This is a genomic window from Kribbella sp. NPDC054772 (genome assembly GCF_053611945.1).
The window spans coordinates 107,098-130,359 of the sequence record NZ_JBSHBJ010000018.1 but is presented as its reverse complement, the minus strand read 5'-3'; the positions used below and the strand labels follow the sequence as shown (position 1 = coordinate 130,359).

21 protein-coding genes and 1 pseudogene are annotated in these 23,262 nt (G+C 69.4%); 12 read left to right on the top strand and 10 right to left on the bottom strand.

Annotation, left to right across the window (positions count from 1 at the left end):
- Positions 1 to 4 precede the first annotated feature (4 nt).
- Positions 5 to 469, top strand: a complete 465-nt coding sequence (locus ACWGID_RS25905; protein WP_452200696.1) for a carboxymuconolactone decarboxylase family protein — start codon at positions 5 to 7, stop codon at positions 467 to 469.
- A complete protein-coding gene (locus ACWGID_RS25900; RefSeq protein ID WP_452200694.1) occupies positions 466 to 1,179 on the top strand; it encodes an isocitrate lyase/PEP mutase family protein in 714 nt (237 codons plus the stop codon). The genes ACWGID_RS25905 and ACWGID_RS25900 overlap by 4 nt, the downstream gene beginning before the upstream one ends.
- On the opposite strand, the gene ACWGID_RS25895 is transcribed toward ACWGID_RS25900, so the two are convergent.
- Entirely contained in the window at positions 1,146 to 3,035 is a 1,890-nt protein-coding gene (locus ACWGID_RS25895) for a hypothetical protein (RefSeq protein WP_452200692.1), read from the bottom strand. The two genes, ACWGID_RS25900 and ACWGID_RS25895, sit on opposite strands and share 34 nt — an antisense overlap.
- Before the next feature lie 97 nt (positions 3,036 to 3,132).
- Between ACWGID_RS25895 and ACWGID_RS25890 the strand changes: the two genes are divergently transcribed.
- The 4 genes from ACWGID_RS25890 to ACWGID_RS25875 all read left to right on the top strand — a co-directional run bounded on the left by ACWGID_RS25890 (position 3,133) and on the right by ACWGID_RS25875 (position 6,901).
- Positions 3,133 to 3,621, top strand: coding sequence for a pyridoxamine 5'-phosphate oxidase family protein (locus ACWGID_RS25890; protein WP_452200690.1), 489 nt, complete (start codon positions 3,133 to 3,135; stop codon positions 3,619 to 3,621).
- Positions 3,622 to 3,753: 132 nt separating this feature from the next.
- The gene (locus ACWGID_RS25885) at positions 3,754 to 4,392 is read left to right on the top strand and encodes a GntR family transcriptional regulator (RefSeq protein WP_452200688.1); all 639 of its coding nucleotides are present in this window, start codon (positions 3,754 to 3,756) and stop codon (positions 4,390 to 4,392) included.
- Positions 4,393 to 4,454: 62 nt separating this feature from the next.
- Positions 4,455 to 5,663, top strand: a complete 1,209-nt coding sequence (locus ACWGID_RS25880) for an amidohydrolase (RefSeq protein WP_452200686.1) — start codon at positions 4,455 to 4,457, stop codon at positions 5,661 to 5,663.
- A complete protein-coding gene (locus tag ACWGID_RS25875) occupies positions 5,660 to 6,901 on the top strand; it encodes an MFS transporter (protein WP_452200684.1) in 1,242 nt (413 codons plus the stop codon). The genes ACWGID_RS25880 and ACWGID_RS25875 overlap by 4 nt, the downstream gene beginning before the upstream one ends.
- A 1-nt stretch (position 6,902) precedes the next feature.
- On the opposite strand, the gene ACWGID_RS25870 is transcribed toward ACWGID_RS25875, so the two are convergent.
- Complete coding sequence (locus ACWGID_RS25870; RefSeq protein ID WP_452200683.1) at positions 6,903 to 7,877, bottom strand: extracellular catalytic domain type 1 short-chain-length polyhydroxyalkanoate depolymerase; 975 nt, start codon at positions 7,875 to 7,877, stop codon at positions 6,903 to 6,905.
- 173 nt (positions 7,878 to 8,050) lie between these two features.
- Here ACWGID_RS25870 and ACWGID_RS25865 point away from each other — a divergent pair, with 173 nt between their 5' ends.
- Positions 8,051 to 8,689, top strand: a complete 639-nt coding sequence (locus tag ACWGID_RS25865; protein ID WP_452200681.1) for an RNA polymerase sigma factor — start codon at positions 8,051 to 8,053, stop codon at positions 8,687 to 8,689.
- Positions 8,686 to 9,558 carry a hypothetical protein gene (locus tag ACWGID_RS25860; RefSeq protein WP_452200679.1) on the top strand — a complete coding sequence of 291 codons (873 nt, stop codon included), beginning with the start codon at positions 8,686 to 8,688 and terminating at the stop codon, positions 9,556 to 9,558. The genes ACWGID_RS25865 and ACWGID_RS25860 overlap by 4 nt, the downstream gene beginning before the upstream one ends.
- Before the next feature lie 3 nt (positions 9,559 to 9,561).
- On the opposite strand, the gene ACWGID_RS25855 is transcribed toward ACWGID_RS25860, so the two are convergent.
- The 5 genes from ACWGID_RS25855 to ACWGID_RS25835 all read right to left on the bottom strand — a co-directional run bounded on the left by ACWGID_RS25855 (position 9,562) and on the right by ACWGID_RS25835 (position 14,748).
- Complete coding sequence (locus ACWGID_RS25855) at positions 9,562 to 10,365, bottom strand: family 1 encapsulin nanocompartment shell protein (RefSeq protein WP_452200677.1); 804 nt, start codon at positions 10,363 to 10,365, stop codon at positions 9,562 to 9,564.
- A complete protein-coding gene (locus ACWGID_RS25850) occupies positions 10,362 to 11,354 on the bottom strand; it encodes a Dyp-type peroxidase (RefSeq protein WP_452200675.1) in 993 nt (330 codons plus the stop codon). The genes ACWGID_RS25855 and ACWGID_RS25850 overlap by 4 nt, the downstream gene beginning before the upstream one ends.
- Positions 11,355 to 11,386: 32 nt before the next feature.
- A complete protein-coding gene (locus ACWGID_RS25845; protein WP_452200673.1) occupies positions 11,387 to 12,217 on the bottom strand; it encodes an aldo/keto reductase in 831 nt (276 codons plus the stop codon).
- A 32-nt stretch (positions 12,218 to 12,249) separates the two neighbouring features.
- Positions 12,250 to 14,232, bottom strand: coding sequence for a protein meaA (locus tag ACWGID_RS25840; RefSeq protein WP_452200672.1), 1,983 nt, complete (start codon positions 14,230 to 14,232; stop codon positions 12,250 to 12,252).
- A gap of 174 nt (positions 14,233 to 14,406) precedes the next feature.
- Positions 14,407 to 14,748 (bottom strand): STAS domain-containing protein, encoded by a 342-nt coding sequence (locus tag ACWGID_RS25835; RefSeq protein ID WP_452200670.1) that lies wholly within the window; start codon positions 14,746 to 14,748, stop codon positions 14,407 to 14,409.
- A gap of 128 nt (positions 14,749 to 14,876) precedes the next feature.
- Between ACWGID_RS25835 and ACWGID_RS25830 the strand changes: the two genes are divergently transcribed.
- Together ACWGID_RS25830 and sppA are read left to right on the top strand one after the other, a co-directional pair.
- Complete coding sequence (locus tag ACWGID_RS25830) at positions 14,877 to 15,209, top strand: hypothetical protein (RefSeq protein WP_452200668.1); 333 nt, start codon at positions 14,877 to 14,879, stop codon at positions 15,207 to 15,209.
- 74 nt (positions 15,210 to 15,283) lie between these two features.
- Positions 15,284 to 16,936 carry a signal peptide peptidase SppA gene (gene sppA, locus ACWGID_RS25825; RefSeq protein WP_452200666.1) on the top strand — a complete coding sequence of 551 codons (1,653 nt, stop codon included), beginning with the start codon at positions 15,284 to 15,286 and terminating at the stop codon, positions 16,934 to 16,936.
- On the opposite strand, the gene ACWGID_RS25820 is transcribed toward sppA, so the two are convergent.
- Positions 16,933 to 17,514, bottom strand: a complete 582-nt coding sequence (locus ACWGID_RS25820) for a cob(I)yrinic acid a,c-diamide adenosyltransferase (RefSeq protein ID WP_452200664.1) — start codon at positions 17,512 to 17,514, stop codon at positions 16,933 to 16,935. The genes sppA and ACWGID_RS25820 overlap by 4 nt on opposite strands.
- Positions 17,515 to 17,563: 49 nt before the next feature.
- Between ACWGID_RS25820 and murA the strand changes: the two genes are divergently transcribed.
- The gene (gene murA, locus ACWGID_RS25815) at positions 17,564 to 18,850 is read left to right on the top strand and encodes a UDP-N-acetylglucosamine 1-carboxyvinyltransferase (protein ID WP_452200662.1); all 1,287 of its coding nucleotides are present in this window, start codon (positions 17,564 to 17,566) and stop codon (positions 18,848 to 18,850) included.
- 2 nt (positions 18,851 to 18,852) lie between these two features.
- Positions 18,853 to 20,025, top strand: coding sequence for an enoyl-[acyl-carrier-protein] reductase FabV (gene fabV / locus ACWGID_RS25810; RefSeq protein ID WP_452200660.1), 1,173 nt, complete (start codon positions 18,853 to 18,855; stop codon positions 20,023 to 20,025).
- On the opposite strand, the gene ACWGID_RS25805 is transcribed toward fabV, so the two are convergent.
- On the bottom strand, positions 20,012 to 22,513 hold the full coding sequence (locus ACWGID_RS25805; protein WP_452200659.1) for a DEAD/DEAH box helicase: 2,502 nt from the start codon (positions 22,511 to 22,513) through the stop codon (positions 20,012 to 20,014). The genes fabV and ACWGID_RS25805 overlap by 14 nt on opposite strands.
- Positions 22,510 to 22,930, bottom strand: a pseudogene (locus ACWGID_RS25800) (ATP-grasp domain-containing protein). Before ACWGID_RS25800 ends, ACWGID_RS25805 begins: the two are co-directional and overlap by 4 nt.
- Positions 22,931 to 23,262: the final 332 nt, after the last annotated feature.

The window sequence follows — 23,262 nt, the reverse complement described above, 5'->3', positions numbered from 1 at the left end:
ACACATGAGCACATCGACGACGCGACGAGTGAAGTTGGCCAACGTGGCCCCGGACTTCTACCAGGCCATGATCGAGCTGGACCGGGTGTCCGACACCGGGCTGGACCCGAAGCTCGCGCACCTGGTCCGCATCCGGGCCTCGCAGATCAACGGCTGCGCGTACTGCACCGACATGCACTCCCTCGACCTGCGCGAGCTCGGCGAGGACCAGCAGCAGCGGATCGCCCTGTTGCCGGTCTGGCGCGAGGCGCAGAAGTTCTACACCGACCAGGAGAAGGCCGCTCTGCAGCTGACCGAGGCAATCACGCTGGTGAGCGTCGACCACGTCCCGGACGACGTGTACGACGTCGCGGCGCAGGCCTTCGACGAGAAGGACCTGGCCCGGTTGATCGCGCTGATCATCACGATCAACATGTGGACCCGCATCGGCGTCACCGGGAAGATGGAGCCCGGCCACTACAAGCCATGACGGCCGCACAGTTCCGGGCGCTGCATCACGGCGGCACCCCGCTGATCCTGCCGAACGCGTGGGACCCGGTGAGCGCGCGCCTGATCGCCGACGCCGGCTACCCCGCTGTCGCGACCAGCAGCGGCGCGGTCGCCCGCGTCCTCGGGTACGACGACGGGCAGCTGACCCCGCCGGAGGAGATGTTCACCGCCGTGGCACGGATCGCCCGAGCCGTCGACGTACCGGTGACAGCCGACATGGAGGCCGGGTACGGGTTGCCGGCGAAGGAGTTCGCGGAACGGTTGCTGGCGACCGGTGCGGTCGGCTGCAACCTCGAGGACTCGGTCGACGGCGCGTTGGTGGACGTCGCGCAGCAGGCCGACTACCTGGCCGAGGTACGGGCGACCGCGGGCGCCGAGCTGGTGATCAACGCCCGGGTCGACACGTTCATCCGTCCCGTCGACGACCCCGTCGCCGAAGCGGTACGGCGTGGGCGCGAGTACCGCCGCGCCGGGGCCGACTGCGTCTACCCGATCCTGGCGCCAGTGCCGCTACTGGCCCAGGTGGTCGAGGGGGTCGGCGGGCCGATCAACGGGCACGCTGCACCGTCCGGTCCCACGCCGGCCCAGTTAGCGGCGGCCGGCGCGACGCGGATTTCCTACGGGACCAGCGTGCACCAATACGTGATGGCCCAGCTTCAGGAGCTGCTCCCGAGCTTGCGTAATGCATAGACGAGAGCCCAGTCCTGGTCGTTCGCCAGCGGATCGGCGACGTGCGCGGGCTGCCCGTTCACACTGCTCGGGTAGACGAACGCGCAGGTCGCCGATCCGTCCGCGGCGAAGCTGACCAGGTTCGTGCGGAGGATCGCGTCCTCGGCACGCTCGAGCCAATCGGCCTGTTCGGGCGTCACGAGCTCGCGCGGCCAAGCGCCGTACACGATCGCGCTGAGCGCTGACCAGTAGTGCGGGAAGACGTCGCCCCACAACCGCAGCCGGCCGAACCAGTAGCCGTCCCAGTGCCGGATCGGCACATGCCGCAGCCGTACGTCGGGCTGGTCCGCGGCGAACGCGGTCAGCCAGGGCAGGCGGCGAGTCAGCTCGGCACCGTCGATCTCGTCGGGCGCACTTTGGTATGCCGAAACGAGCAGCTCGAGGAGTGGCGCGACCATCGACTGTTCGTAATTCACCTCGTGGGGCGGCAGCTCGTCGCCGTAGGAGATGAAGGTCTTCGCGTGGCGTAAGAGGTGGTCGCGTAGGCCGAGCTCGGTCAGTAGCGGGCCGAGGTCGAACGCGAGGAAGTGGTCGCCACCGAGCTCGTAGTACCGGTTCAGGATGCGGGTCGCGCCGTCGCGGTCGCCCTGGCCGAGCAGGAACCGCGCGAACCACGGGAAGTTGTACAGGCGTACGGCGTTCTGGTGGATGCTGTCGTCCTGGATCGTGCCGTTGTCGTCCATCAGGTGCTCGCGGACGAATTGTTCGTAGCCGGCCAAGGCCTCGTCGAGTTCGGCGCGATCGCCCCAGCCACGGTCGCGGACCTCCTGCAGGAGCAGGGCCATGCCGATTCGTTCCCTCGCATCGGACCAGTCGCGCCAGGCGCTGGAGAGGACGGTCAGGCCGCTGTCGTTGTCGTACGGCACGAACGCGTACTTGCGGCTGTCGGCGAGCTCGGGCCGGCGCTGGTGATCGAGGACGAACCGAACGCGGCGCTCGGCGATCACCCGGAGCGGCTCGTGGAACAGCACCGAGATCCGGGCGGTCCGCGTGCCGTCCGTCGCCTCGACGTACTGGATGCCGGGCTCGTCGCTGGTGAGCTCGCGGGGGTCGGTGCCGGTGAGCTCGAGGGACTCCCCCACCTCGGCGGCCAGGCGGGTGGCGTCGATCAGCGGTTGGCGGTCGGCGTGGAAGGCCGATAGGTCGTCGTACCAGGCGAGTTGCCAGGTCCAGCGGTACGACGCTCCGGGCGCGAGCGTGATGGCGGGTTGGCCGCCCATCGCGTGTGGTGCGCGGGCGTGGTCGGTGACGTGCAGGTAGATGTGCCCGCGGATGTTGCTGCTCGTGCCGGGCTCGCGGGACTCGACCGAGTACGCCCAGAGCTCGCCCTCCTTGACCTGCAGACCGAGGCCGGGTCCGCTGCCGTCCATCGGCACCGCCCAGACCCAGGCGTCCGCGCCGCCGGTCCAGACGTGCGCGTGCACGGAGCCGGTGAGACTCTCCCGACTCGACGTGTACACATCGCGGTACGGCGTACTGATCGCGAGGGAACCGATCTCGACGGGCTCGGATCCGGTGTTGCGGAGCTCGTAGGTCTCGGTCCACTGCTCGCCGAAGCGGCGGCCGACGCGGAGTTCCAGGTCACCGAAGCGGTACATCAAGTCGATGCCGGTGCTGCGCCAGCGGGTGAACGCCGGGTTGTCGAAGCGGTACGCGCCCTGGTCGGTGATCACGAAGCCCTTGCCCCAGGCGTGCAGGGTGTCGTGCACCACGCCGTCGTCGAGGAGCACCCGGCGGCCGTCGGGGTGCAGCACCTGCGCGACCGCGCCGTCGTCGGCGACCTGGACCTGCCCGCGACCGAGTTCAAAACTTTCCACGATTCCTCAACCTATCGATGTCGAGAACCGTGGCGCGGCTCCGTCCCCCTGATGAGAACAGACCACTGAGAACAGACCGCGCAGATGGGATACCACGATGAACCAGCAGCAGATCGCCGAGATCCTCGCCAAGCCGTACGCCCAGCAGCTCCTGAACGGCCCCGAGCCGGCCCGCTTCGCCTACGACGGCCTCGACGGCGACCCGCGGGTGATCCCGATCGGGTTCTGGATGGAGGGCGGCAAGCTCGCGATGGCGACCCTCCCGAAGTCCGCCAAGGTCGCCGCACTCCGGAAGAATCCGAAGGTCGCGCTGACCATCGACACCGGCGCCTTCCCGCCGAAGGTCCTGCTGCTCCGCGGCACCGCCGAGGTCAGCCTGTTCGACGGCATCCCCGAGGGCTACCTGGTGGCCGGCCGCAAGGTGATGGCCGACGAGGAGCAGTACGCCGGCTGGCTGGCCGGCGTCCGGGGCCTGTACGACGAGATGGTGGTCATCACTGTCACACTGACGTGGGCGAAGCTCCTCGACTTCGAGACCACGATCCCGAAGGCCGTCGACGACCTGATCCAGGCGAAGGCCGGCTGAGCGGATCCGCACCGACCAGCCCTCGGTGCAAGGAGCGGACCCGGGCCTCGACGCGAAGGCTGACCAGCCCTCGGGGCGTCTGCGCCAGCGGACGGCGTGCTTGAATTGGTATACCAAACGCTGGAGAGGTCGATGCACGAGAGTCGAGAGTCCGAGACCGAGCGGGTCACGCGGCGGCTGCGGGACGAGATCCTGGACGGGGTCCGGCCGCCCGGCGAACGCCTGGTCGAGCGGGAGCTGGCAGCCGCACTGGACGTCAGCCGGGTGCCGGTCCGCGAGGCGCTGAAGGCGCTGGTGAGCGAAGGGCTGGTGACGCTACGGCCGCGGTCGTGGGCGGTGGTGCGCAGGTTCACCGACTCCGACATCGCGGACCTCACCGAGGTGCGGACCGCGTTCGAACCGCTGACGTTCCGGCTGGCCGCGGAGCGCCGTACCCGCGAAGGGCTCGACCGGTTGCGGGCGATCCTGGACGAACAGCTCGTGGCGGCGCGGGCCGGCGAGGCTGTGGTCGCCCGGCGGAAGGCCGCCGACTTCCACGAGCTCGTCACCGAACTCGCCTCCAACGAACTGCTGATCGAGATCGAGCGGCCACTCCGCAGCCGGATGCGCTGGCTGCTGACCCAGCACGACGACCTGCTCGCGGTGGGCGGCCAGCACCTCGAACTGTTCACCGCGATCGCCAACCGGGACATCGAGCAGGCCGAGCGGCTCGCCGGCGAACATCTGGCCCAGTCGCAGGCCCTGTTCCGGGACAGCCGCGGGATGGACTGACCGGTATACCAGCGCTTTCCACACGGGTCGGGGCGCCTGAAATTTGGTATACCATTGTGGACATGACCTCCTCCTTCCTCCTTGCTGACGTGCGCCCGTGGGGCGGTGCCGCGGTCGACATCACGATCGTCGACGGCGCCATCTCCGACATCACTCCGACCACCTCAGCGGGTGGTTCCGGTGCAGGGACGTCGGATCAGCAGCGGATCGACGGTCGTGGCCTGCTCGCCCTCCCCGGCTTCGTCAACGCACACGCGCACGTCGACAAGAGCTGGTGGGGCCGGCCCTGGGTCTCGTACGGCGGTGAGGCGACGACGCAGGGCCGGATCGCCCACGAGCGCGCCGAGCGCGACAAGTACGGCATCCCCAGCGTGGCCAGCACGGAGGCTGTCCTCCGCGAGTTCCTCCGGCACGGTACGACGGCCACCCGCACCCACGTCGACGTCGACCTCGGCGTCGGCCTGCGCGGGATCGCCAACGTGCACGAGGCGGCCGCAGCTCTCAACGGCGCGGTCGACATCGAGATCGTGGCGTTCCCGCAGGACGGCGTACTGCGGCGTCCCGGCGTACTCGAGCTGCTCGACCAGGCCGCGGCCGAGGGCGCGACGAGCATCGGCGGGCTCGACCCGGCCTCGATCGACCGCGACCCGGTCGGTCAGCTGGACGCGCTGTTCGAGATCGCGGCCCGGCGCTGGGTCGGGATCGACATCCACCTGCACGACCGCGGCGACCTCGGCGCGTTCCAGTACGAGCTGATCGCCGAGCGCACGCTGCAGGCCGGCCTGCAGGGGAAGGTGAACGTGTCGCACGGCTTCGCCCTCGGTGAGCTGCCGCCGGCCCGGCGGGCCGAAATGGTAAACCAGCTCGGCGCGGCCGGGATCTCGTGGACGACCGTTGCCCCGGTCAACTCCGCTCCCCTGCCGTGGCGGGAGATGCGGACGGCCGGCGTCGCGATCGGGCTCGGCACCGACGGCATCCGCGACCTGTGGTCGCCGTACGGCGACGGCGACCTGCTGCAGGTCGCGCGCGGGTTCGCGCGGCTGCACGGACTGCGCGCCGACGAGGACCTCACGTACGCGATCGAGCTCGCGACGACGCACGCCGCGTCGTTCGTGCACCGGGAGAACTACGGCCTGACGCCGGGAGCGCGCGCCGACATCGTGCTGCTCGACGCCGAGAACGTGCCGGACGTGCTGGTGCGCGCGCCGCGCCGGGAACTGGTGATCGCCGCCGGACAGGTCGTCGTGCGCGACGGCGAACTCCAGGTGTGAGTACGCCGACTGCCAGCTTCGTCGACCGGACACTGGGCTCACTGCGGGACAACCGGGCATTCCGGCTGTTCTGGTTCTCGAACCTGTTCTTCTTCGGCGGAGTGTGGACGCAGACGCTCGTCCTCGGGTGGCTCGCCTACGAGACCACGCACTCGGAGTTCCTGGTCGCCGTGTACACCGCGGTCCGGCTGGCGCCGCTGCTGCTCGGTCCGTTCGCGGGCGCCATCGCGGACCGGCACAACCGGGTGCGGCTGCTGATGATCGCGGCCTCGTGGGCGCTGGTGGCCGTCACCACCGTCGCCACGCTCACGTCGCTCGGCAAGGCGTCGTACTGGGTGCTGGTCGTCGGTGGGCTGGCGATCGGGCTGGCGCAGTCGCCGTCCCAACCGGCCCGCGCGTCGCTGGTGCTCGACCTGGTCGGGCGGCAGAACCTCAGCAACGCCAACGCGCTGAACTCGATGGCGCTGAACATGACGCAGGTCGTCGGGCCGGCGATCGGCGGGCTGATGATCAACGGGCTCGGCGCACCGGCCGCGTTGTGGGTGTCGACGTTTTGGTATGCCATTTCGCTCGTCCTGCTGCTGCCGTTGCGCGAGTACGGCCGCGTCGTCAGCGCGCACACCGGATCGGCGATCCGGATGGTCACCAGCGGTCTCCGCGAGATCGCGGCGAACCGGCTGGCATCCACGGTCCTGCTGGTGACCCTGGCCGCCAACACCCTGCTCTGGCCGGTCGCACAGTCGTTCATGCCGGTGTTCGCGCAGGAGTCGCTCGGGCTCGACGCGGCCGGTCTCGGCTGGTTGCTGACCTGCGCCGGCGTCGGCGGCCTGACCGGGTCCCTGGTGATCGCGTGGCTCGGCGACTTCCGCTTCAAGGGCGGCATGTTCGTCGTCGGTACGGCGATCTGGGGCTCGCTGTGGTCGCTGTTCGCACTGTCGCACTCGGTCGTGGTGTCGTTCTTGGTGATGACCGCGATCGGCGTGATGAGCGCGGCCTTCGGCGTACTCCAGACCACGCTGCTGCTGATGACCACGGACGAGTCCCTGCACGGCCGCGCGCTCGGCGTGCAGGAGCTTGCCATCGGCATCATGCCGGTCGCGTCCCTAGCACTGGGTGCGTTCGCCCAGCACTACGGCGTCGACATCACCACGTTCGTCAGCGCGCTGCTCCTGGTCACCATGGTCGTGGCTCTGGGCATCTGGACACCACCGCTGCTCCGCTACAGCGGCGACCGCTGACTCAGGACAGTCCCCAGAACTTGGTGATGTGTGCGGCCGCGCAGACGTTGACATCGAGGATGTACGGCGCGACCGTGCCGCACTGATCGGGGCCGGTTCCGGGATCGATGGGCTGACCGTGGCCCATCCCCGGAATCGACCAGGTCTCCACGACCGTCGTCCCCGAGCTGTCGGCGTACAACTTGTGGGTGGCGCCGTTGACGGTCTCGGTGGCGTCGGCGGTCTGGTCGGCGCCGTCGACGTTCGTCCACTGCTCCATCAGCTCGTTGAGGTTGCGGTAGGCAACGGTGTAGTCGGCGGTGCCGTGCCACAGTGAGACCTTCGGCCGGTGCGTCCCCGAGGCGGCCGCGCGGACCTTGTCGCCCCACTGCTGCGGGGAGAGGTCGACACCCGGGTTCTGGCAGCTGAACGCCTGGACGAGCGAGGTCGCGCAGCGGTACGGCAGCCCGGCGACGATCGCACCACCGGCGAACGTGTCCGGGTACGTCGCCAGCATCACGGCCGTCATCGCGCCACCTGCCGAGAGACCGGTGACGAACACCCGTCCGGCATCCGAGCCGAGATCGCTCACCGTACGGTCCACCATCTGCTTGATCGACAGCGCTTCACCCGCTCCGCGCGCGGTGTCGCCCGCCTCGAACCAGTTGAAGCACTGACTCGAGTTGTTCGCCGACTGCTGCTGCGGCAGGAGCAGCGCGAACCCGGCCCGCTGCGCCATCGCGACCCAACCGGGCTCGTCGTCGTACGCCGTCGCCGACTGGGTGCAGCCGTGCAGCGCGACCACGACGGGTCGGCCGGTGCCTAGCCCGGGTGGCACGTAACGGAACATCCGCAGATTGCCGGGATTCGAGCCGAAGCCGGTGACTTCCTCGAGACTCGCGGCGGCGGCCGGTTGGGCCGCGGCGACCAGCAGACCGGCCAGCAGGACCAGGATCGACAACACAGGACGGAGCTTGAACAAAGGACGGGGCTTCATCACACAACACCTCCGGGGCGGGAGTCTTTCGATCGACCATCGCACCCTCCCGACGACCGCGGCCATGTCCTGCCGCCCCACAAACCCGGCTCCCAGGATGTGGTGCTCAAAAAGTGGGAACCTAAGCGCGGCGCCCGACACGAGAGGAGTGCACAGCGGATCGAGATCGGAGCGTGGATGCGCGACATCAGACCGGGAAGACGTTCGTGAGCGGCCCCCCGGCCGTGGACGAAGGCCTGACCGTAGTTATGACCGACCGGAACCTCTGGGACCGTGCCACCGAGGGCGACTCCGAGGCGTTCGGCCAGTTGTACGACCGGCACGCCCAGGCGATCTACGCGTTCCTGTACCGGCGCACCGGGTCGTGGAGCGATGCCGAGGACCTCACCTCGACGGTGTTCCTGCACGCCTGGCGACGGCGCGCCGACGTCGTCCTCGACCGGAACTCGGCGCTCCCGTGGCTGCTGCGGACCGCCGACTACACCGTCCGCAACGAGTGGCGCGCCAAGCTGCGGTACCGCCGGGCGATCGCGGCCGCGCACGTCCTGGTCGACACCGTCCGCGACCACGCCGACGACGTCGCGGGCCGGCTCGACGACGACCGGCGGATCCAGCAGGCCCAGGCGTCGCTGCAGCACCTGCCGAAGCACGAACGCCAGATCGTCGAGCTGTGTATCTGGGCCGGCCTCGATCAGCAGGCGGCCGCCGTCGCGCTCGACGTACCGCTCGGCACCGTCAAGTCCCGGTTGTCCCGGGCCCGCAAGCATCTGCGCGAACTGAACCTTCTGACCAGTGTGGAGTCGCCCGCATGATCACCTCTCCTCCCGAGCTCCGTCCGGAGACCCGCGCCCGGCAGCGCGCCGAGCTCACCGCGATCGTCGCCCACGAGTCCACCCACCAGCCCACCAACGCGCCGCGCCACCGGCTGGTCCCGCTGCTCGCCGCAGCGGCGGTGCTGGCCGTGACGGCCGGCCTCGCGATCGGCGTACCCGCACTGCGGCACCGGGCCGAGCCGCCGACGGCGGGTGTCAGCGAAGCAGCTCAGCAGACCGCCGTCACACCGTTGAGCGAGGCGGAGAAGACCCAGCTGGCGAAGATCTGCTACGACCGCACCAAGCTGCCGCTCCGGACCAACGAGTCGCCGCGCTACCAGGTGCTCGACGGATTCCGGTTCACCAATGCACCGACGGATGCCTACACGTCGACGTGGGTCGTCATCAAGGCGCTCGGGCTGTGGACGACCTGCGGTCTGGATGCCAACGACGTCGTACAGCAGACCCTCCGCCAGGGTGCGGACCAGGACCTGTACCGCGCGGTCGAGCCCCGGATGATCGGCGGCGGCGCCTACGCCGCACACATCAAACGGATCACCGTGACCGTCGGCGACCAGAAGCCGGTCGAGGCGGTACTTCGCAACGGCTACTTCTACACCGCGACGCCGTACGTCCGGGTCCGTGGTCCGCAGACCGACGCGGTACGGCGGGTGTACGTCGTCCGCGGGTACGACGCCGCGGGCAAGCTCGTGTACACCAGCCCGAAGACCAACGGCGAGGTCCGCGCACTCAGCAACTCGTGCTACCTGAACCCCAAGGGCAAGCTCAGCGTCTGGATGAGCGACAACCCGCATCCGGACCCGAAGACCTGCCGCCAGGGCTACTTCTGGAACTACGGACCGAGCTGAGGATCAGGCGCGCAGTACGACGCTGGACTCCGACGTCAGCGCGAGGAAGGTCAGGGACTCCTGGAGGTACAGCCCGACGTTCTCGGCGTCGTGCGACAGGTACCCGATCGAGAGGTCCTGGCCGAGGTGCAGCTCGTAGTCCCCGCCCCGCGTGGACACGAGCAGCGCCCCCTCGAGCGCCGGCGCCCAGATGATCTCGCCGTCACCGATCAGCCGGGCGAGGTGGTCGCGGATCGGGTAGCCGTGGTCCGTGGTCTCCGCGACCGCCGTGTACGCGTCGGCGGACAGCAGCAGGCTGTACGGTCCGGCGACGCCGGCTAGTCGCAGCGCGCTCAGCGCCTGGGCAACAACATTCGGGTACTCGCGGGCCTCGGACGGTAGCCCGAGCACGGGGTTCGAAGTGCTCGGAGCGAGACCGAGGATCCCGGTGGCATCGGAGCCGTGGAAGACCAGGTGGTCCTCGGCGTACGCGATCTGCTTCGCGGCGTCCTTGACCGGCTGCCAGTCCGAGTCCTTCGCGCCTCGCTCCACGTCGTCGACGGCCTGCCGGGTCACCGTGAACGGCACCCGCAGCTCGATGATCGGCTGCGCCAGCCGCCGGAGCGCTGTGACGCCGTCGCCGGGCGCGTCGACCGGCTCGACGTGCCCGGTGCCGACCGAGGACAGTCCCGGTCCGGCCGGGCCGACCAGGTCGACCACCCGCCGGCCGGCGATGTCCCGGGTGAAGGTACGCCGAGCCTCTTCCTCGATCTCGCCCCACGCGGCATCCGAGACCGGGGCCAGCTCGCGGTGCAGGTTGTTCGTCATGTCCGACTCCTTCTCAGGCTGCCGATGCCCAGGGATCCATCCGTGTTGCCGGGCACTCTCGTCACGGTGGTTGTGGGTGGTGGGTTCTCGAGGAATGCCGCGGTGGGTACGAAGAACAGGCTGCCGGTGACCGCGGTCGAGAAGTCGAGGATCCGGTCGTGGTTCCCGGGTGGTTCGCCGACGAACATCCGCTGCAGCATCCGTTCGATCACGTCGGGCGTCGCGGCGTACCCGATGAAGTAGGTGCCGAACTCGGCGGCGCCCGGCGAGCCGAAGGCCATGTTCTCGCGGACGATCTGCCGTTCGGTCCCGTCCGGGTCGACGATCGTGTTCGCCGCGACGTGCGAGTTCGCCGGTTTCTCCGCGTCCGGCAACTCGATGTCGCTGATCTTCGAGCGGCCGATCACCCGTTCCTGCTCGGCGATCGGGAGCGCGTGCCAGGCGTCGAGATCGTGCAGGTACTTCTGGACGATCACATAACTGCCCCCGGCGTACGCCGGATCCTCGTCGCCGACCGTGATGGCGGCGACCGCCTCCGGACCGGTCGGGTTCTCGGTGCCGTCGACGAAGCCGAGCAGATCGCGCTCGTCGAAGTACTTGAAGCCCTGGACCTCGTCGAGGACCGTGACATGGCCGGCGAGCCGGGCCATCACGTGCCGGGCGAGCTCGAAGCACAGGTCGAGCCGGCGGGCCCGCAGGTGGAACAGCAGATCGCCGTGGGTTGCCGGGGCGGTGTGCTTCGCGCCGGACACGGACCGGAAAGGGTGCAGCTCACGCGGGACGGGGAGCCGGTAGAGCCGGCGCCACATCGCGGCGCCGATCCCGACGATGCCGGTGAGGTCGTCGTCCGGCGCGCGGAAGCCGACCGAGCGGGTCAGCCCGGCGAAGTCCGCGAGCAGGTCACGGGCGGTGTCCTCGGATCCGGGACGGACGTCGACGACCAGGAAGAGCGCGGCTTTCGCCGGTTGCCGCAGTACCTCCTGGACCATGGACGCCCCCTTCGCGTGTCACCGGTTTGCTGTCAGGACCACCACTTGCCGTTGCGGGACAGTGCGTCCGCGGTCTGGTTCGTCGTGTCGAGGGCGTCGAGAGCGGCCACTGCGGCGTCGTCCAGTTCGAAGCCGAAGACGTCGAAGTTCTCGTCGATCCGGTTCTGGTGGGTCGACTTCGGGATCACGGACAGACCCTTCTGGATCGCCCACCGGATCAGGACCTGCGCGGAAGTGCGTCCGACCGCCTCGGCCACGCGGGTGACGGCCGGGTCGTCGAGGTGCCGGCCGGTGCCGAGCGGGCTGTAGGCCTGGACGACCACGTTCGCCGCTTCGGAGGCTTCGAGCAGCGCCTTGCGGTAGTCGAACGGGCTGAACAGGACCTGGTTCACCGCGGGCTGGATCCGGGCGACCTTCGCCAGCTCGGCGGTCTCGGCCGCGCTGAAGTTGGAGATGCCGATGCCTTTGGTGAGACCCGCGTCCGCCGCGGCCTCCATCCCCGGCCAGGCCCAGGTCGGGCCACCTTGCGGCCAGTGGATCAGGTAGAGGTCGAGGTAGTCGGTCCCGAGGCGCTGGAGGCTCTTCTCGGCTTCGACGCGAGCGTCTTTCCCACCCGGGTAGAACTTCGTGGTGAGGAAGATGTCCTCCCGCGGGATACCGCTCTCACGGATCGCCTTCCCGACGCTGGCCTCGTTGCGGTAGGCCTGCGCCGTGTCGATCAGCCGGTACCCGGCCTCCAGCGCCCACGCGACGGCGCGCTCACACTCCTGCCCGTCGTCGACCTGCCAGACCCCGAGCCCGAGCACCGGGATGGCGGTTCCGTTGGAGAGCCTGCGAGTCGGCTGGGACGAGTTCGCGGTCATGTACTTCTTCTACCACGCAGGCCGTGGTTGAACTACAGCTTGTTGGCCTTCCGGATCACGTCCACCACATCGCCCATCATGCCGGTCAGGTCGTAGTCCTTCGGCGTGTAGACGGCGGCTACACCGGCCGCCTGCAGCGATCGGGCGTCGGCGTCGGGAACGATGCCGCCGACCACCACGGGCACGTCTTCGAGACCGGCCTCGCGCAGTCCTTCGACCACCTGCGGGACGAGTTCCATGTGCGAACCGGACAGGATCGAGAGGCCGACGCAGTGCACGTCCTCGGCGACCGCCGCCGCGACGATCTGCTCCGGAGTCAGCCGGATGCCCTGGTAGATGACTTCGAAGCCGACATCGCGGGCGCGGACCGCGACCTGTTCCGCACCGTTGGAGTGACCGTCGAGACCGGGCTTCCCGACCAGGAGGCGGAGGCGGCCGCCCAGCTCGCTCGAGGTCGCGGTGACCTTGTCGCGGACGGCGGCGATCTCCGCACCGGCGGCCGAGACCCCGACCGAGCCCGAGACACCGGTGGGGGCGCGGTACTCGCCGTACATCTCCCGGAGGACACCCGCCCACTCCCCCGTGGTGACGCCGGCCCGAGCGCACTCGAGTGTGACCGGCATCAGGTTGCCGGTCGTCTTGGCCGCGGCGCGCAGTTTGGACAGCGCGGACTCGACCGCGTCGGCGTCGCGCTCGGCCCGCCACTTCGTCAACGATTCCAGTGCCGCTGCTTCGGCGGCCGGATCCACGGTCTGGATCGCGGTGTCGAGGTCCGCGGTCAGCGGCGACGGCTCGGAGTTCTCGAAGCGGTTGACCCCAACGACGACCTGCTCGCCGGACTCGATCCGCTGCCGGCGCTCGGCGTGCGACGCTACCAACGCATGCTTGAGGTACCCGCTCTCGACCGCGGCGACAGCACCACCCATCGCCTGGACCCGGTCGATCTCCTCGCGGGCGCCCTCGACCAACTCGGACACCTTCGCCTCGATCACGTGCGACCCGTCGAAGATGTCGTCGTACTCGAGCAGGTCGGACTCGTACGCCAGCACCTGCTGCATTCGCAGCGACCACTGCTGGTCCCACGGCCGCGGCAGGCCGAGCGCCTCGTTCCAGGCCGGCAACTGCACCGCGCGCGCCCGGGCGCTCTTCGACAGCGTGACGCCGAGCATCTCGAGCACGATGCGCTGCACGTTGTTCTCCGGCTGCGCCTCGGTCAACCCGAGCGAGTTCACCTGTACGCCGTACCGCAGCCGCCGCGCCTTCGGATCGGTCACGCCGTACCGCTGCGCCGTCAGCTCGTCCCAGAGCCGCACGAACGCGCGCATCTTGCACGTTTCCTCGATGAAGCGCACACCTGCGTTCACGAAGAAGGAGATCCGCTGCACGACGTCCCCGAACCGCTCCGGCGGCACCTGCCCACCCTCGCGCACCCGGTCCAGGACGGCGATCGCGGTCGAGAGCGCGAACGCGAGCTCCTGCACTGGTGTCGCGCCCGCCTCCTGCAGGTGGTAGCTGCAGATGTTGATCGGGTTCCACTTCGGCACGTTGGCGACCGTGTACGCGATCACGTCCGTCGTTAGCCGCAGCGACGCGTCCGGCGGGAACGCGTACGTCCCGCGCGACAGGTACTCCTTGACGATGTCGTTCTGCGTGGTCCCGGTCAGCTCATCGGGCAGCGCGCCCTGCTCCTGCGCCGCGACCTGATACAGCGCGAGCAGCCACATCGCGGTCGCGTTGATCGTCATCGACGTGTTCATCTGCGCCAGCGGGATCTGGTCGAACAACGCCCGTACGTCGCCCAGATGCGCGATCGGTACGCCGACCTTCCCGACCTCACCCTTCGCCAGCGGATGGTCCGCGTCGTACCCGGTCTGAGTCGGCAGGTCGAACGCCACCGACAGACCGGTCTGGCCCTTGGCCAGGTTCCGGCGGAACAACGCGTTGGACTCCGCCGCGGACGAGTGGCCCGCGTACGTTCGCATCACCCACGGCCGGTCCTTCTCGGGGGTCGCCATGTACCCGAGAGTAGGACTCTGTGCCCTTGTGAGTCCGCACCTCGTGACCGGCGTCACCAGGGGTGTGGATCACACGCGGCACGGATCTCCAGGCCATCACAATCGGCCCGGCCGCGGGCGCGCAGACGGGAGCCGCCGGCGGACCGGCGATTGTGATGGCCTGGGGATCCGCGGCTACGCGCTGATCGGTAGCGGGGTGCGTTCGACGTGGAGGACTCGGTGCAGGCGGGTGACCGCGAGGATCCGGACGACTGCCGGTAGCGGGTGCCAGAGGACCAGCTGGCGGCCGAGCAGTTGGGTCCGGCGGTGGGTCGCGACCAGGAGGCCGAGGCCGGTTGCGTCGACGGCGTCGAGTTCCTCGAGGTCGACGATCACGTCGCCGACGGAGGTGTCGATCAGTTGGTTGAGCGTTTGGCGGACGTCGCCCACCGAGCGCACGTCGAGGATGCCGCTCAGGTGAACCACGTTTCCAGGGTCGCCAGGGTTGTCGGGCTGGGTGTGGGTCGGTGCGAGCATGTCCGTGCCCTCCGCTCTTCCGGCGGCCCCCGAGACATCGGCCGCGTGGCAGCGTTCTGTGTCCGTAAAGACTCCCTGGAGACACAGAAGGTTGCCAAGACCTCACGGATCTTTTGTTTCGCGAGACAATGGAGCCTGTGTACGCCGAGCAGTACTTCCTGTTCCCGGTGGTGGCCGTCGCCCTCGCCGGTGTGATGGTGCTGCTGTGCAAGTGGGCGTTCTCGAAGGCGAAGGGCGGCTCGCTCGTCCGCCGCGTCGACACCAAACCGGCCGAGCGGGACGCGTTCGGCCTGCTCACCGACATCCGTACGGTGCAGAACTACAACGAGGCCCGGGTGCTGGTGTCGAAGCTGAAGAACTTCGGGATCAAGGCGACCGCGGCACGGACCAAGGACGGCTGGACGATCTACGTCTGGCCGCGCGACGAGGCCGCCGCGCGCGGCCTGCTCGACCACTCCTGATCCGAACCACTCCTGAAACGAACTACCGATCCGAACTACCGGACGAGCTTGCAGGCACGGTCTAGGGTCGGGGTATGGGGACACTGCTCGAGCTCGATCTGACCCGTGGCGTACTCGAGACGCCGCCCGCTTCGCCGGTCGCCGCGTTCCGTGCGCGGCACCTGCCGACCCTGCGGGAGCTGGTGGGCGCACTCCGGAAAGCCGGGCGGGACGACGCGGTGGTCGGCGTGGTCGCCCACCTCGGCGGGCACCGGCTGTCACTCGCGCAGGTGCAGGAGCTGCGCGAGGCGGTGACCGACTTCCGTACGTCGGGCAAACCGGCCGTCGCGTGGACCGAGTCGTTCGGCGAGACCGGTCAAGGCACGGTGCCCTACTACCTGGCCACGGCGTTCGACGAGATCTGGGTGCAGCCGTCCGGTGACCTCGCCATCACGGGTGTGTCCGTGCAGGCCGTCTTCGTCCGCGGTGCGCTCGACAAGGCCGGCGTGATCCCGCAGTTCGGCAAGCGGCGTGAGTACAAGACTGCTGCGGACACCTTCACCGAGAAGGAGATGACCGGGCCGGCGCGCGAGATGACGTCGCGGCTAGCGGAGTCGGCGTACGAGCAGATCGTCGAGGGCATTGCCGTACGGCGGCGTCTGGACACCGCGCGGGTCCGGGAGCTCGTCAACACCGCTCCTCTGCCGGCGCAGGACGGTCTCGACGCCGGACTGGTCGATCGACTCGGCTACCGGTCGGATGTGTACGACGAGCTCGAGAAGCAGCTGCAGTACGACGACAGGCTGCTCGCCGAGCGCTACATCCGGCGTGGCCCGCGCACCATCGACGAACTCCGCAAGACCCTCCCTTGGCCGCAGAAACCGCTGGTCGCGGTCGTCAGGGTGACCGGCGGTATCTCGGTCGGGCGCAACTCCAACAGCCCGATGGGTGGCCCCAGCTCCGGTTCGGACACGGTTGGCGCGGCGCTCCGGGCCGTCGCCGCGAACGAGCACGTCAAAGCCGTCGTACTGCGGGTCGACAGCCCGGGCGGCTCGTACGTCGCCTCGGACGCGATCCGCAACGAAGTACTGAGGCTCCGGTCCACCGGACGACCGGTGATCGCGTCGATGGGCGGCGTGGCGGCGTCCGGCGGGTACTTCGTCGCGATGCCGGCCGACGTGATCGTCGCGCAGCCCGGCACGATCACCGGCTCCATCGGCGTGCTGACCGGTAAGGGCGTCGTCCGCGATGCGCTCGGGCGGATCGGGATCTCGCGCGAGACCGTGTCCGAGGGCACGAACGCGCAGATGTACTCGGCGCAGGAGGAGTTCACCGACGAGCAGTGGGCGCGGCTGGAGGAGACCCTCGACCGCATCTACAAGGACTTCGTCGCGAAGGCCGCGCAGGACCGTGGACTGGCCGAGGACCGCCTGGAGTCGCTGGCCCGCGGACGGGTCTGGACCGGTGCCGACGCGCACAGTCACAAACTCGTCGACGAGCTCGGCGGCTTCCAGCACGCGCTGATGCTCGCCTGCACCCGGGCCGGTCTGGACCGCGAGGAGATCGGTGTGACCTCGGTCCCGCACCGGAACCTGCTCAGTCAGCTGCGCGCCCCCACGACGACCGATGATCTGGCGGTCAGCGCGGCACCGTTGACGCTTGACGGCCTGACCACCGGTCTCTACACCGCACTCGGGCTGCCGCCGGCCGGTGTGCTCCGCATGCCCTTCAGTTGGGAGATCGGTTAGTCGCGCTCGCCGCCGGGGACCCAGAGGACGTCGCCACCGGACGACAGGTTCGCGACCCGGCCGAGGATGAACAGCAGGTCGGACAGGCGGTTCAGGTACGTGATCGAGAGCAGGTTGACCGACGGGCCGTGCGCTTCGACCGCGGCCCACCCCGCCCGCTCGGCGCGCCGGACGACCGCGCGGGCGACGTTCAGGTACGCCGCGCCCTCGGTGCCACCCGGCAGAATGAACGACCGCAGCTTGGTCAGTCGCCCGTTGTAGTCGTCGCACCAGCCCTCGAGCCGGTCGATGTAGTCCTGCGTGATGCGCAGCGGAGGGTACTCCGGGTTCGGCGAGATCGGGTTGCACAGGTCCGCGCCGACGTCGAACAGGTCGTTCTGGATCCGGGTGAGCAACACCACGATCGCGCTGTTCAGGTGCCCGGCCGCGATGGCCACCCCGATCGCGGAGTTCGCCTCGTCGACCTCGCCGTACGCCGCCAGGCGCGGATCGGTCTTCGAGGTCGTCGAGTTGTCGCCGAGGCGGGTCTCGCCGGCGTCACCGGTGCGGGTGTAGATCCGCGTCAAGTTCACAGCCATGCCAGGACTCTACGCAAACCCCGGGAGCGTCAAACGCTACAGTCGACCGGTGGAACGGTTTCGGATCGCGGGTGAGGCACGGCTCGACGGCACTGTCGAGGTGGCCGGGGCGAAGAACAGTGTGCTCAAGCTGATGGCGGCTGCGCTGTTGGCGGAAGGCACGACGACGCTGCGGCAGGTGCCGGGCATTCTGGACGTCACGTTCATGGCGCAACTGCTCGACACCCTCGGGTGTTCGGTGAAGGTGGACGCGGACAATCAGCTCGCGACGATCGCCGTACCGGGGACGGTCAAGCACCAGTGCGACTACGACCTGGTGCGCAAGCTGCGGGCGTCGATCTCGGTGCTCGGGCCGCTGCTGGCCCGCTGCGGCCAGGCGGAGGTCGCACTGCCGGGCGGCGACAACATCGGCTCCCGCGGGCTGAACATGCACGTCGCCGGCCTGGAATCGATGGGCGCGAAGGTGCACATCGAGCACGGCTTCGTGATCGCCGAGGCCCCGCAGGGCCTGCACGGCGCCGAGGTCTGGCTGGACTTCCCGAGCGTCGGCGCGACCGAGACGCTGATGATGGCCGCGGTGCTCGCGAAGGGTACGACGATCATCGAGAACGCCGCCCGCGAGCCGGAGATCCAGGACATCGCGCAGATGCTGGTCGAGATGGGCGCGCACATCGACGGTGCCGGCTCGCCGCGGATCGAGATCACCGGCGTGGACGGGCTGCTGAACCCGGTGGACCACGTCGTGGTGCCGGACCGGATCGTATCCGGGAGCTGGGCGTTCGCGGCCGCGATCACCAAGGGTGACATCACCGTGGTCAACGGGCACGCGGAGCACCTGGAGTTGCCGCTCGACAAGCTGCACAAGGCGGGCGCCGAGATCACCGTGCTGAACCCCGGTTTCCGGGTCCGGATGCACGACCGGCCGAAGCCGGTGGACGTCGTGACGCTGCCGTACCCCGGGTTCGCCACCGACCTGCAGGCCTTCGTGATCGCGCTGAACGCGCTCAGTGACGGCGCGGCGATGGTCACCGAGAACCTGTTCGAGGGCCGGTTCACGTTCGCGCAGGAGCTGACCCGGCTGGGCGCGCAGATCCAGACCGACGGGCATCACGCGGTCGTCCGCGGCGTACCGCGGCTGTCCGGCGCACCCGTCGTCGCCTCCGACATTCGCGCGGGCGCCGCGCTGGTGCTGGCCGGGCTCGCGGCCGAAGGTGAGACCCGGGTGTCCGCGGCACACCACGTGCACCGCGGCTACACCGACTTCGCCGGCAACCTGCGGCGGCTCGGTGCCGACGTCGTCGTCGAGGCTGACGACCCCGAGATGTATTGGAACTGACGATGACGCAGCGTGTGATCAAGCCCCTGGGCCGTGGATTCCTGTTCCTCGACTCGCATCCGGCCGGCTGCGCCCGCGTCGTCCGCGACATGGCCGAGCAGGTCAAGTCCCGTACGCCGGAACGCCGCACGGCGCTCGTGGTCGGCTCCAGCTCGGGCTACGGCCTCGCCGCGACGATCGCGGGCCTGGCCCGGTACGGCGTCGACGGCATCGGCATCTCGTTCGAGAAGGCCGCGACGGCCCGCCGTACGGCGACCGCCGGCTGGTACCGCGCTGCGGAGACCGCCGCGCTCGCCGCCGAGCTCGGGCGGTCGTGGACGTTCGTGAACGCCGACGCGTTCGCTGACACCACGAAGGACGACGTCCTCGATCTGATCGCCGAGCAGCTCGGCGGGATCGACCACCTGATCTACAGCGTCGCCGCGCCGCGCCGCGTCGACCCGCGCGACGGCGCGACGTACCAGTCGGCGTTGAAGGCGATCGGCGCCCCGCACACCACGAAGAGCCTCGCGTTCGACGACGGTGCGCCGGTGCTGCAGGAGGTCGGGATCGATGTCGCGACCGACGATGAGATCGCGCAGACCGTGAAGGTGATGGGCGGCGAGGACTGGGCCCGGTGGATCACCGCGCTGCAGGAACGCGACCTGCTCAAGCCCGGCTTCAACACGGTCGCGCTGACCTACATCGGCTCGGAGCTGACCGGTCCGCTGTACCGCCAGGGCTCGATCGGCGCTGCCAAGGCGGATCTCGAGCAGACCGCGCTGAACCTCGCGAAGGACGGCGTGACCGCGATGACCTCGGTCAACGGTGCCGCCGTCACCCAGGCGTCGTCCGCGATCCCCGGCATCGGGCTCTACGTCAGCCTGCTGCACAAGGTGACCGGCCTGCAGACCCCGGTCGAGCAGTCGATCGCGCTGTGGGACCAGCTCACCGGTGAGGCCCCGCTCGACCTCGACGACGAGGGCCGGATCCGCCTCGACCGCTGGGAGCTGACGGACGACGTCCAGTCCGCCGTCCGCACCCAGTGGGAGTCGGCGACCCAGGACAACATCGCCGAGGTCGCGGACGCGGCCTGGTTCCTCGCCGAGGTACGCCGGCTCTACGGCTTCGACGTACCGGGTGTGGACTACGCGGCCGAGACCGAGGTCGACGTGGAGTGGCCTACAACGGCTTGAACGAGACCAGTTCGAGGACCAGTTCGGCGGCTTCGTCGGAGGCGTCGAGGTCGACCGTGGCGGTGAGGCGCCAGTCGTGGTTGCCTTCGGGGTCGTCGATGATCTGCTGGACCTCCCAGTAGCCCGGGTGCTCCTCGACCAGGAACAGTGCGGGACCACGGGCGGCCGGACCGGTCCCGACCACGTCGTGTTCGGCGTAGTACGCCGTACCGGCCTCGGCCCAGCGGGCGGCGTCCCAGCCGGACTCGCCGTCGAGCTGACCGAGCTCGGCCCAGCGGTGCAGCGCGAGCAGCTCGACCCGGCGGAACATCGCGTTCCGGACCAGGACGCGGAACGCCCTGGTGTTCAAGGTGATCCGGCGCGGACCTGCCGGCACGACCTCGACGGTCTCCTCGGTGGCCGGGTTGGTGAGCTCCTCCCACTCGTCGAGCAGGCTGGAGTCCGTCTGCCGCACGACCTCACCGAGCCACTCGATCAGGTCCTCGAGATCCTCGTTCGCCTTGTCCGGCGGGACCGTCTGCCGCAGCGCCTTGTACGCGTCGCTGAGGTACCGCAGCACGATGCCTTCGGAGCGCGCGAGGCCGTAGTACCCGATGAACTCGCCGAACGTCATCGCCCGCTCGAACATGTCCCGGACGACGGCCTTCGGTGACAGGCCGGCGTCCGCGATCCACGGGTGCGTCTGCCGGTACATCTCGAAGGTTGCCTCCAGCAACTCCTCGAGCGGCTTCGGCCAACTGACGTCCTCGAGCAGCTCCATCCGCTCCTCGTACTCGATCCCCTCGGCCTTCATCGCGTTCACGGCCTCGCCCTTGGCGTGGTGCTCCTGCGCCCAGAGCACCGCGCGCGGGTCCTCCAGCGTCGCCTCGATGATCGAGACCACGTCCAGCGCGTACGCCGGGTCGTTCGGGTCGAGCAGGTCGAGCGCGGCCAGCGCGAACGTCGACAGCGGCTGGTTCAGGCTGAAGTCCTTCTGCAGATCGACCGTCAGGCGCAGGATCCGGCCGTTCTCGTCCGGTGCGTCGAGCCGCTCGACGACGCCGGCGGTGACGAGCGTGCGGTAGATCTGGATCGCGCGGCGGATCAGCCGGACCTGCGCCCGGGAGTCCTCGTGGTTGTCGCGGAGCAGCTGCCGCATGCTCTCGAACGCGTTGCCATCGCGGGCGATGACGTTGAGCAGCATCGCGTGGCTGACCCGCATCCGGGACTGCAGCGCCTCGGGCTCGGCCGCGACCAAGCGGTCGAAGGTCTCCTCGCCCCAGGTGACGAACCCTTCCGGCGGCTTCTTCCGCTGCACCTTGCGCTGCTTCTTCGGGTCGTCACCGGCCTTGGCCAGGGCCTTCACGTTCTCGACGACGTGGTCCGGCGCCTGGACGACGACGGTGCCCGACGTGTCGTACCCGGCGCGGCCCGCGCGACCGGCGATCTGGTGGAACTCCCGAGCCTTCAGGATCCGCTGGCGGCGTCCGTCGTACTTGCTCAACGCGGTCAGGACGACGGTGCGGATCGGGACGTTGATGCCGACGCCGAGGGTGTCGGTGCCGCAGATGACCTTGAGCAGACCGGCCTGCGCGAGCTGTTCGACGAGCCGCCGGTACTTCGGGAGCATGCCGGCGTGGTGGACGCCGATCCCGTGCAGCACCAACCGCTGCAGTGTGCGCCCGAACCCCTTGCTGAACCGGAAGTGACCGATCAGCTCTTTGATCTTCTCCTTCTCCTCCTTCGAGGAGACGTTGATGCTCATCAGCGCCTGGGCCCGCTCGAGCGCGGCGGCCTGGGTGAAGTGCACGACGTACACCGGGGCCTGGTGGGTGGTAAGCAGTTCCTCGAGGGTCTCGTGCAGCGCGGTGGTGACGTACTTGTAGATCAGCGGGACCGGGCGTTCGCCGGACGCGACGATCGCGGTCGGGCGGCCCGTGCGGCGGGACAGGTCGATCTTGAACCGCTCGACGTCGCCGAGGGTCGCGGACATCAGGATGAACTGCGCCTTCGGGAGCTCCAGGAGCGGGACCTGCCAGGCCCAGCCGCGGTCCGGCTCGGAGTAGAAGTGGAACTCGTCCATCACCACCTGACCGACGTCGGCGGCGTCCCCTTCGCGCAGGGCGACGTTGGCGAGGACTTCCGCCGTACAGCAGATGATCGGGGCGCTCGCGTTGACGGAGGCGTCGCCGGTCAGCATCCCGACCTTGTCGGCGCCGAACACGTCACACAACGCGAAGAACTTCTCCGAGACCAGCGCCTTGATCGGCGCGGTGTAGAACGTCCGCTGCCCGTTCGCCAGCGCCGCGAAGTGCGCGCCGGTCGCCACCAGGCTCTTGCCCGACCCGGTCGGCGTCGACAGGATCACGTTCGACCCCGTCATCACCTCGATCAACGCCTCTTCCTGAGCCGGGTACAGCGAGATCCCCTGCTCCCCCACCCACCTCTGGAAGGCGTCGAACAGGTCGTCAGGCTCAGTGGTCCCGGGAAGTCCCTCAGTCAGCGTCATCGCGGTCCATTGTCCCCGAACAGACAATCCAGCAGGTCCGCCGGGTCCTGCGACGCGGGCCAGTCGCTCACCTGGCCGTCCCCGAGCTCGACCACCCGCCAGGCTCCGTCGGCCCGCCTGACCACGTCAACCGTCACGAACGGCAACCCGAGACCGCGCACGACCGCTTCCAGCTCAGCGATCTCGAGTCCGTCCGGCAGCTCGTCCGGCGTGTCCGGGTGCGGCGTGACCAGCGCACCGCCCATCGACCCACCAGGTCCGCGCCTCGGCCCCCTCGAACTCCTCGAACCGGCGCAGCACGAATCCGCCGACGAACGCGTCCTCCCGCAGCTCCCGGAACCGCCGGGCGACCCGCTCGACTCCGCTGCCGTCGGCGACGTCCGGAACGTAGGCGGCCTCGTGCCAGTAGTGCTTCATCGACTTCACGTAGTCCCGCAGCGTGTCGTACCAACCGGGCAGCTCGTGCGCCGCGCGGTAGTCGGCCGCCGACGTTCGCAGCGCGACCCCGCGCGCGGCGAGCGCGGCCGCGAATCCGTCGTACTCCGTTGCCGTCATCATCCAACCGCGGTACACGGCATCGTCCGACGCCGGCACGCCCGCGACCGCGGCGGCCGGGTCGGCCAACGCGTCGTGGTCGATCCGGGCGACCGGAACGCCGTACTCGCGCGCCGCGCCGGCCTGGGCGGCGAAGTGCGGGTCGACGCGGCGCGGGTTCAGGGGGTCGGCGGGGACGAGGAGCATGGGCCGAT

What these genes read in the sequence shown, in the direction of transcription:
- ACWGID_RS25905 (WP_452200696.1), top strand. Translation starts at nt 5, where the DNA reads ATGAGCACATCGACGACGCGACGAGTGAAGTTGGCCAACGTGGCCCCG.
- ACWGID_RS25900 (WP_452200694.1), top strand. Translation starts at nt 466, where the DNA reads ATGACGGCCGCACAGTTCCGGGCGCTGCATCACGGCGGCACCCCGCTG.
- ACWGID_RS25890 (WP_452200690.1), top strand. Translation starts at nt 3,133, where the DNA reads ATGAACCAGCAGCAGATCGCCGAGATCCTCGCCAAGCCGTACGCCCAG.
- ACWGID_RS25885 (WP_452200688.1), top strand. Translation starts at nt 3,754, where the DNA reads ATGCACGAGAGTCGAGAGTCCGAGACCGAGCGGGTCACGCGGCGGCTG.
- ACWGID_RS25880 (WP_452200686.1), top strand. Translation starts at nt 4,455, where the DNA reads ATGACCTCCTCCTTCCTCCTTGCTGACGTGCGCCCGTGGGGCGGTGCC.
- ACWGID_RS25870 (WP_452200683.1), bottom strand. Translation starts at nt 7,877, where the DNA reads ATGAAGCCCCGTCCTTTGTTCAAGCTCCGTCCTGTGTTGTCGATCCTG.
- ACWGID_RS25860 (WP_452200679.1), top strand. Translation starts at nt 8,686, where the DNA reads ATGATCACCTCTCCTCCCGAGCTCCGTCCGGAGACCCGCGCCCGGCAG.
- ACWGID_RS25855 (WP_452200677.1), bottom strand. Translation starts at nt 10,365, where the DNA reads ATGACGAACAACCTGCACCGCGAGCTGGCCCCGGTCTCGGATGCCGCG.
- ACWGID_RS25850 (WP_452200675.1), bottom strand. Translation starts at nt 11,354, where the DNA reads ATGGTCCAGGAGGTACTGCGGCAACCGGCGAAAGCCGCGCTCTTCCTG.
- ACWGID_RS25845 (WP_452200673.1), bottom strand. Translation starts at nt 12,217, where the DNA reads ATGACCGCGAACTCGTCCCAGCCGACTCGCAGGCTCTCCAACGGAACC.
- ACWGID_RS25840 (WP_452200672.1), bottom strand. Translation starts at nt 14,232, where the DNA reads ATGGCGACCCCCGAGAAGGACCGGCCGTGGGTGATGCGAACGTACGCG.
- ACWGID_RS25835 (WP_452200670.1), bottom strand. Translation starts at nt 14,748, where the DNA reads ATGCTCGCACCGACCCACACCCAGCCCGACAACCCTGGCGACCCTGGA.
- ACWGID_RS25830 (WP_452200668.1), top strand. Translation starts at nt 14,877, where the DNA reads ATGGAGCCTGTGTACGCCGAGCAGTACTTCCTGTTCCCGGTGGTGGCC.
- sppA (WP_452200666.1), top strand. Translation starts at nt 15,284, where the DNA reads ATGGGGACACTGCTCGAGCTCGATCTGACCCGTGGCGTACTCGAGACG.
- ACWGID_RS25820 (WP_452200664.1), bottom strand. Translation starts at nt 17,514, where the DNA reads ATGGCTGTGAACTTGACGCGGATCTACACCCGCACCGGTGACGCCGGC.
- fabV (WP_452200660.1), top strand. Translation starts at nt 18,853, where the DNA reads ATGACGCAGCGTGTGATCAAGCCCCTGGGCCGTGGATTCCTGTTCCTC.
- ACWGID_RS25805 (WP_452200659.1), bottom strand. Translation starts at nt 22,513, where the DNA reads ATGACGCTGACTGAGGGACTTCCCGGGACCACTGAGCCTGACGACCTG.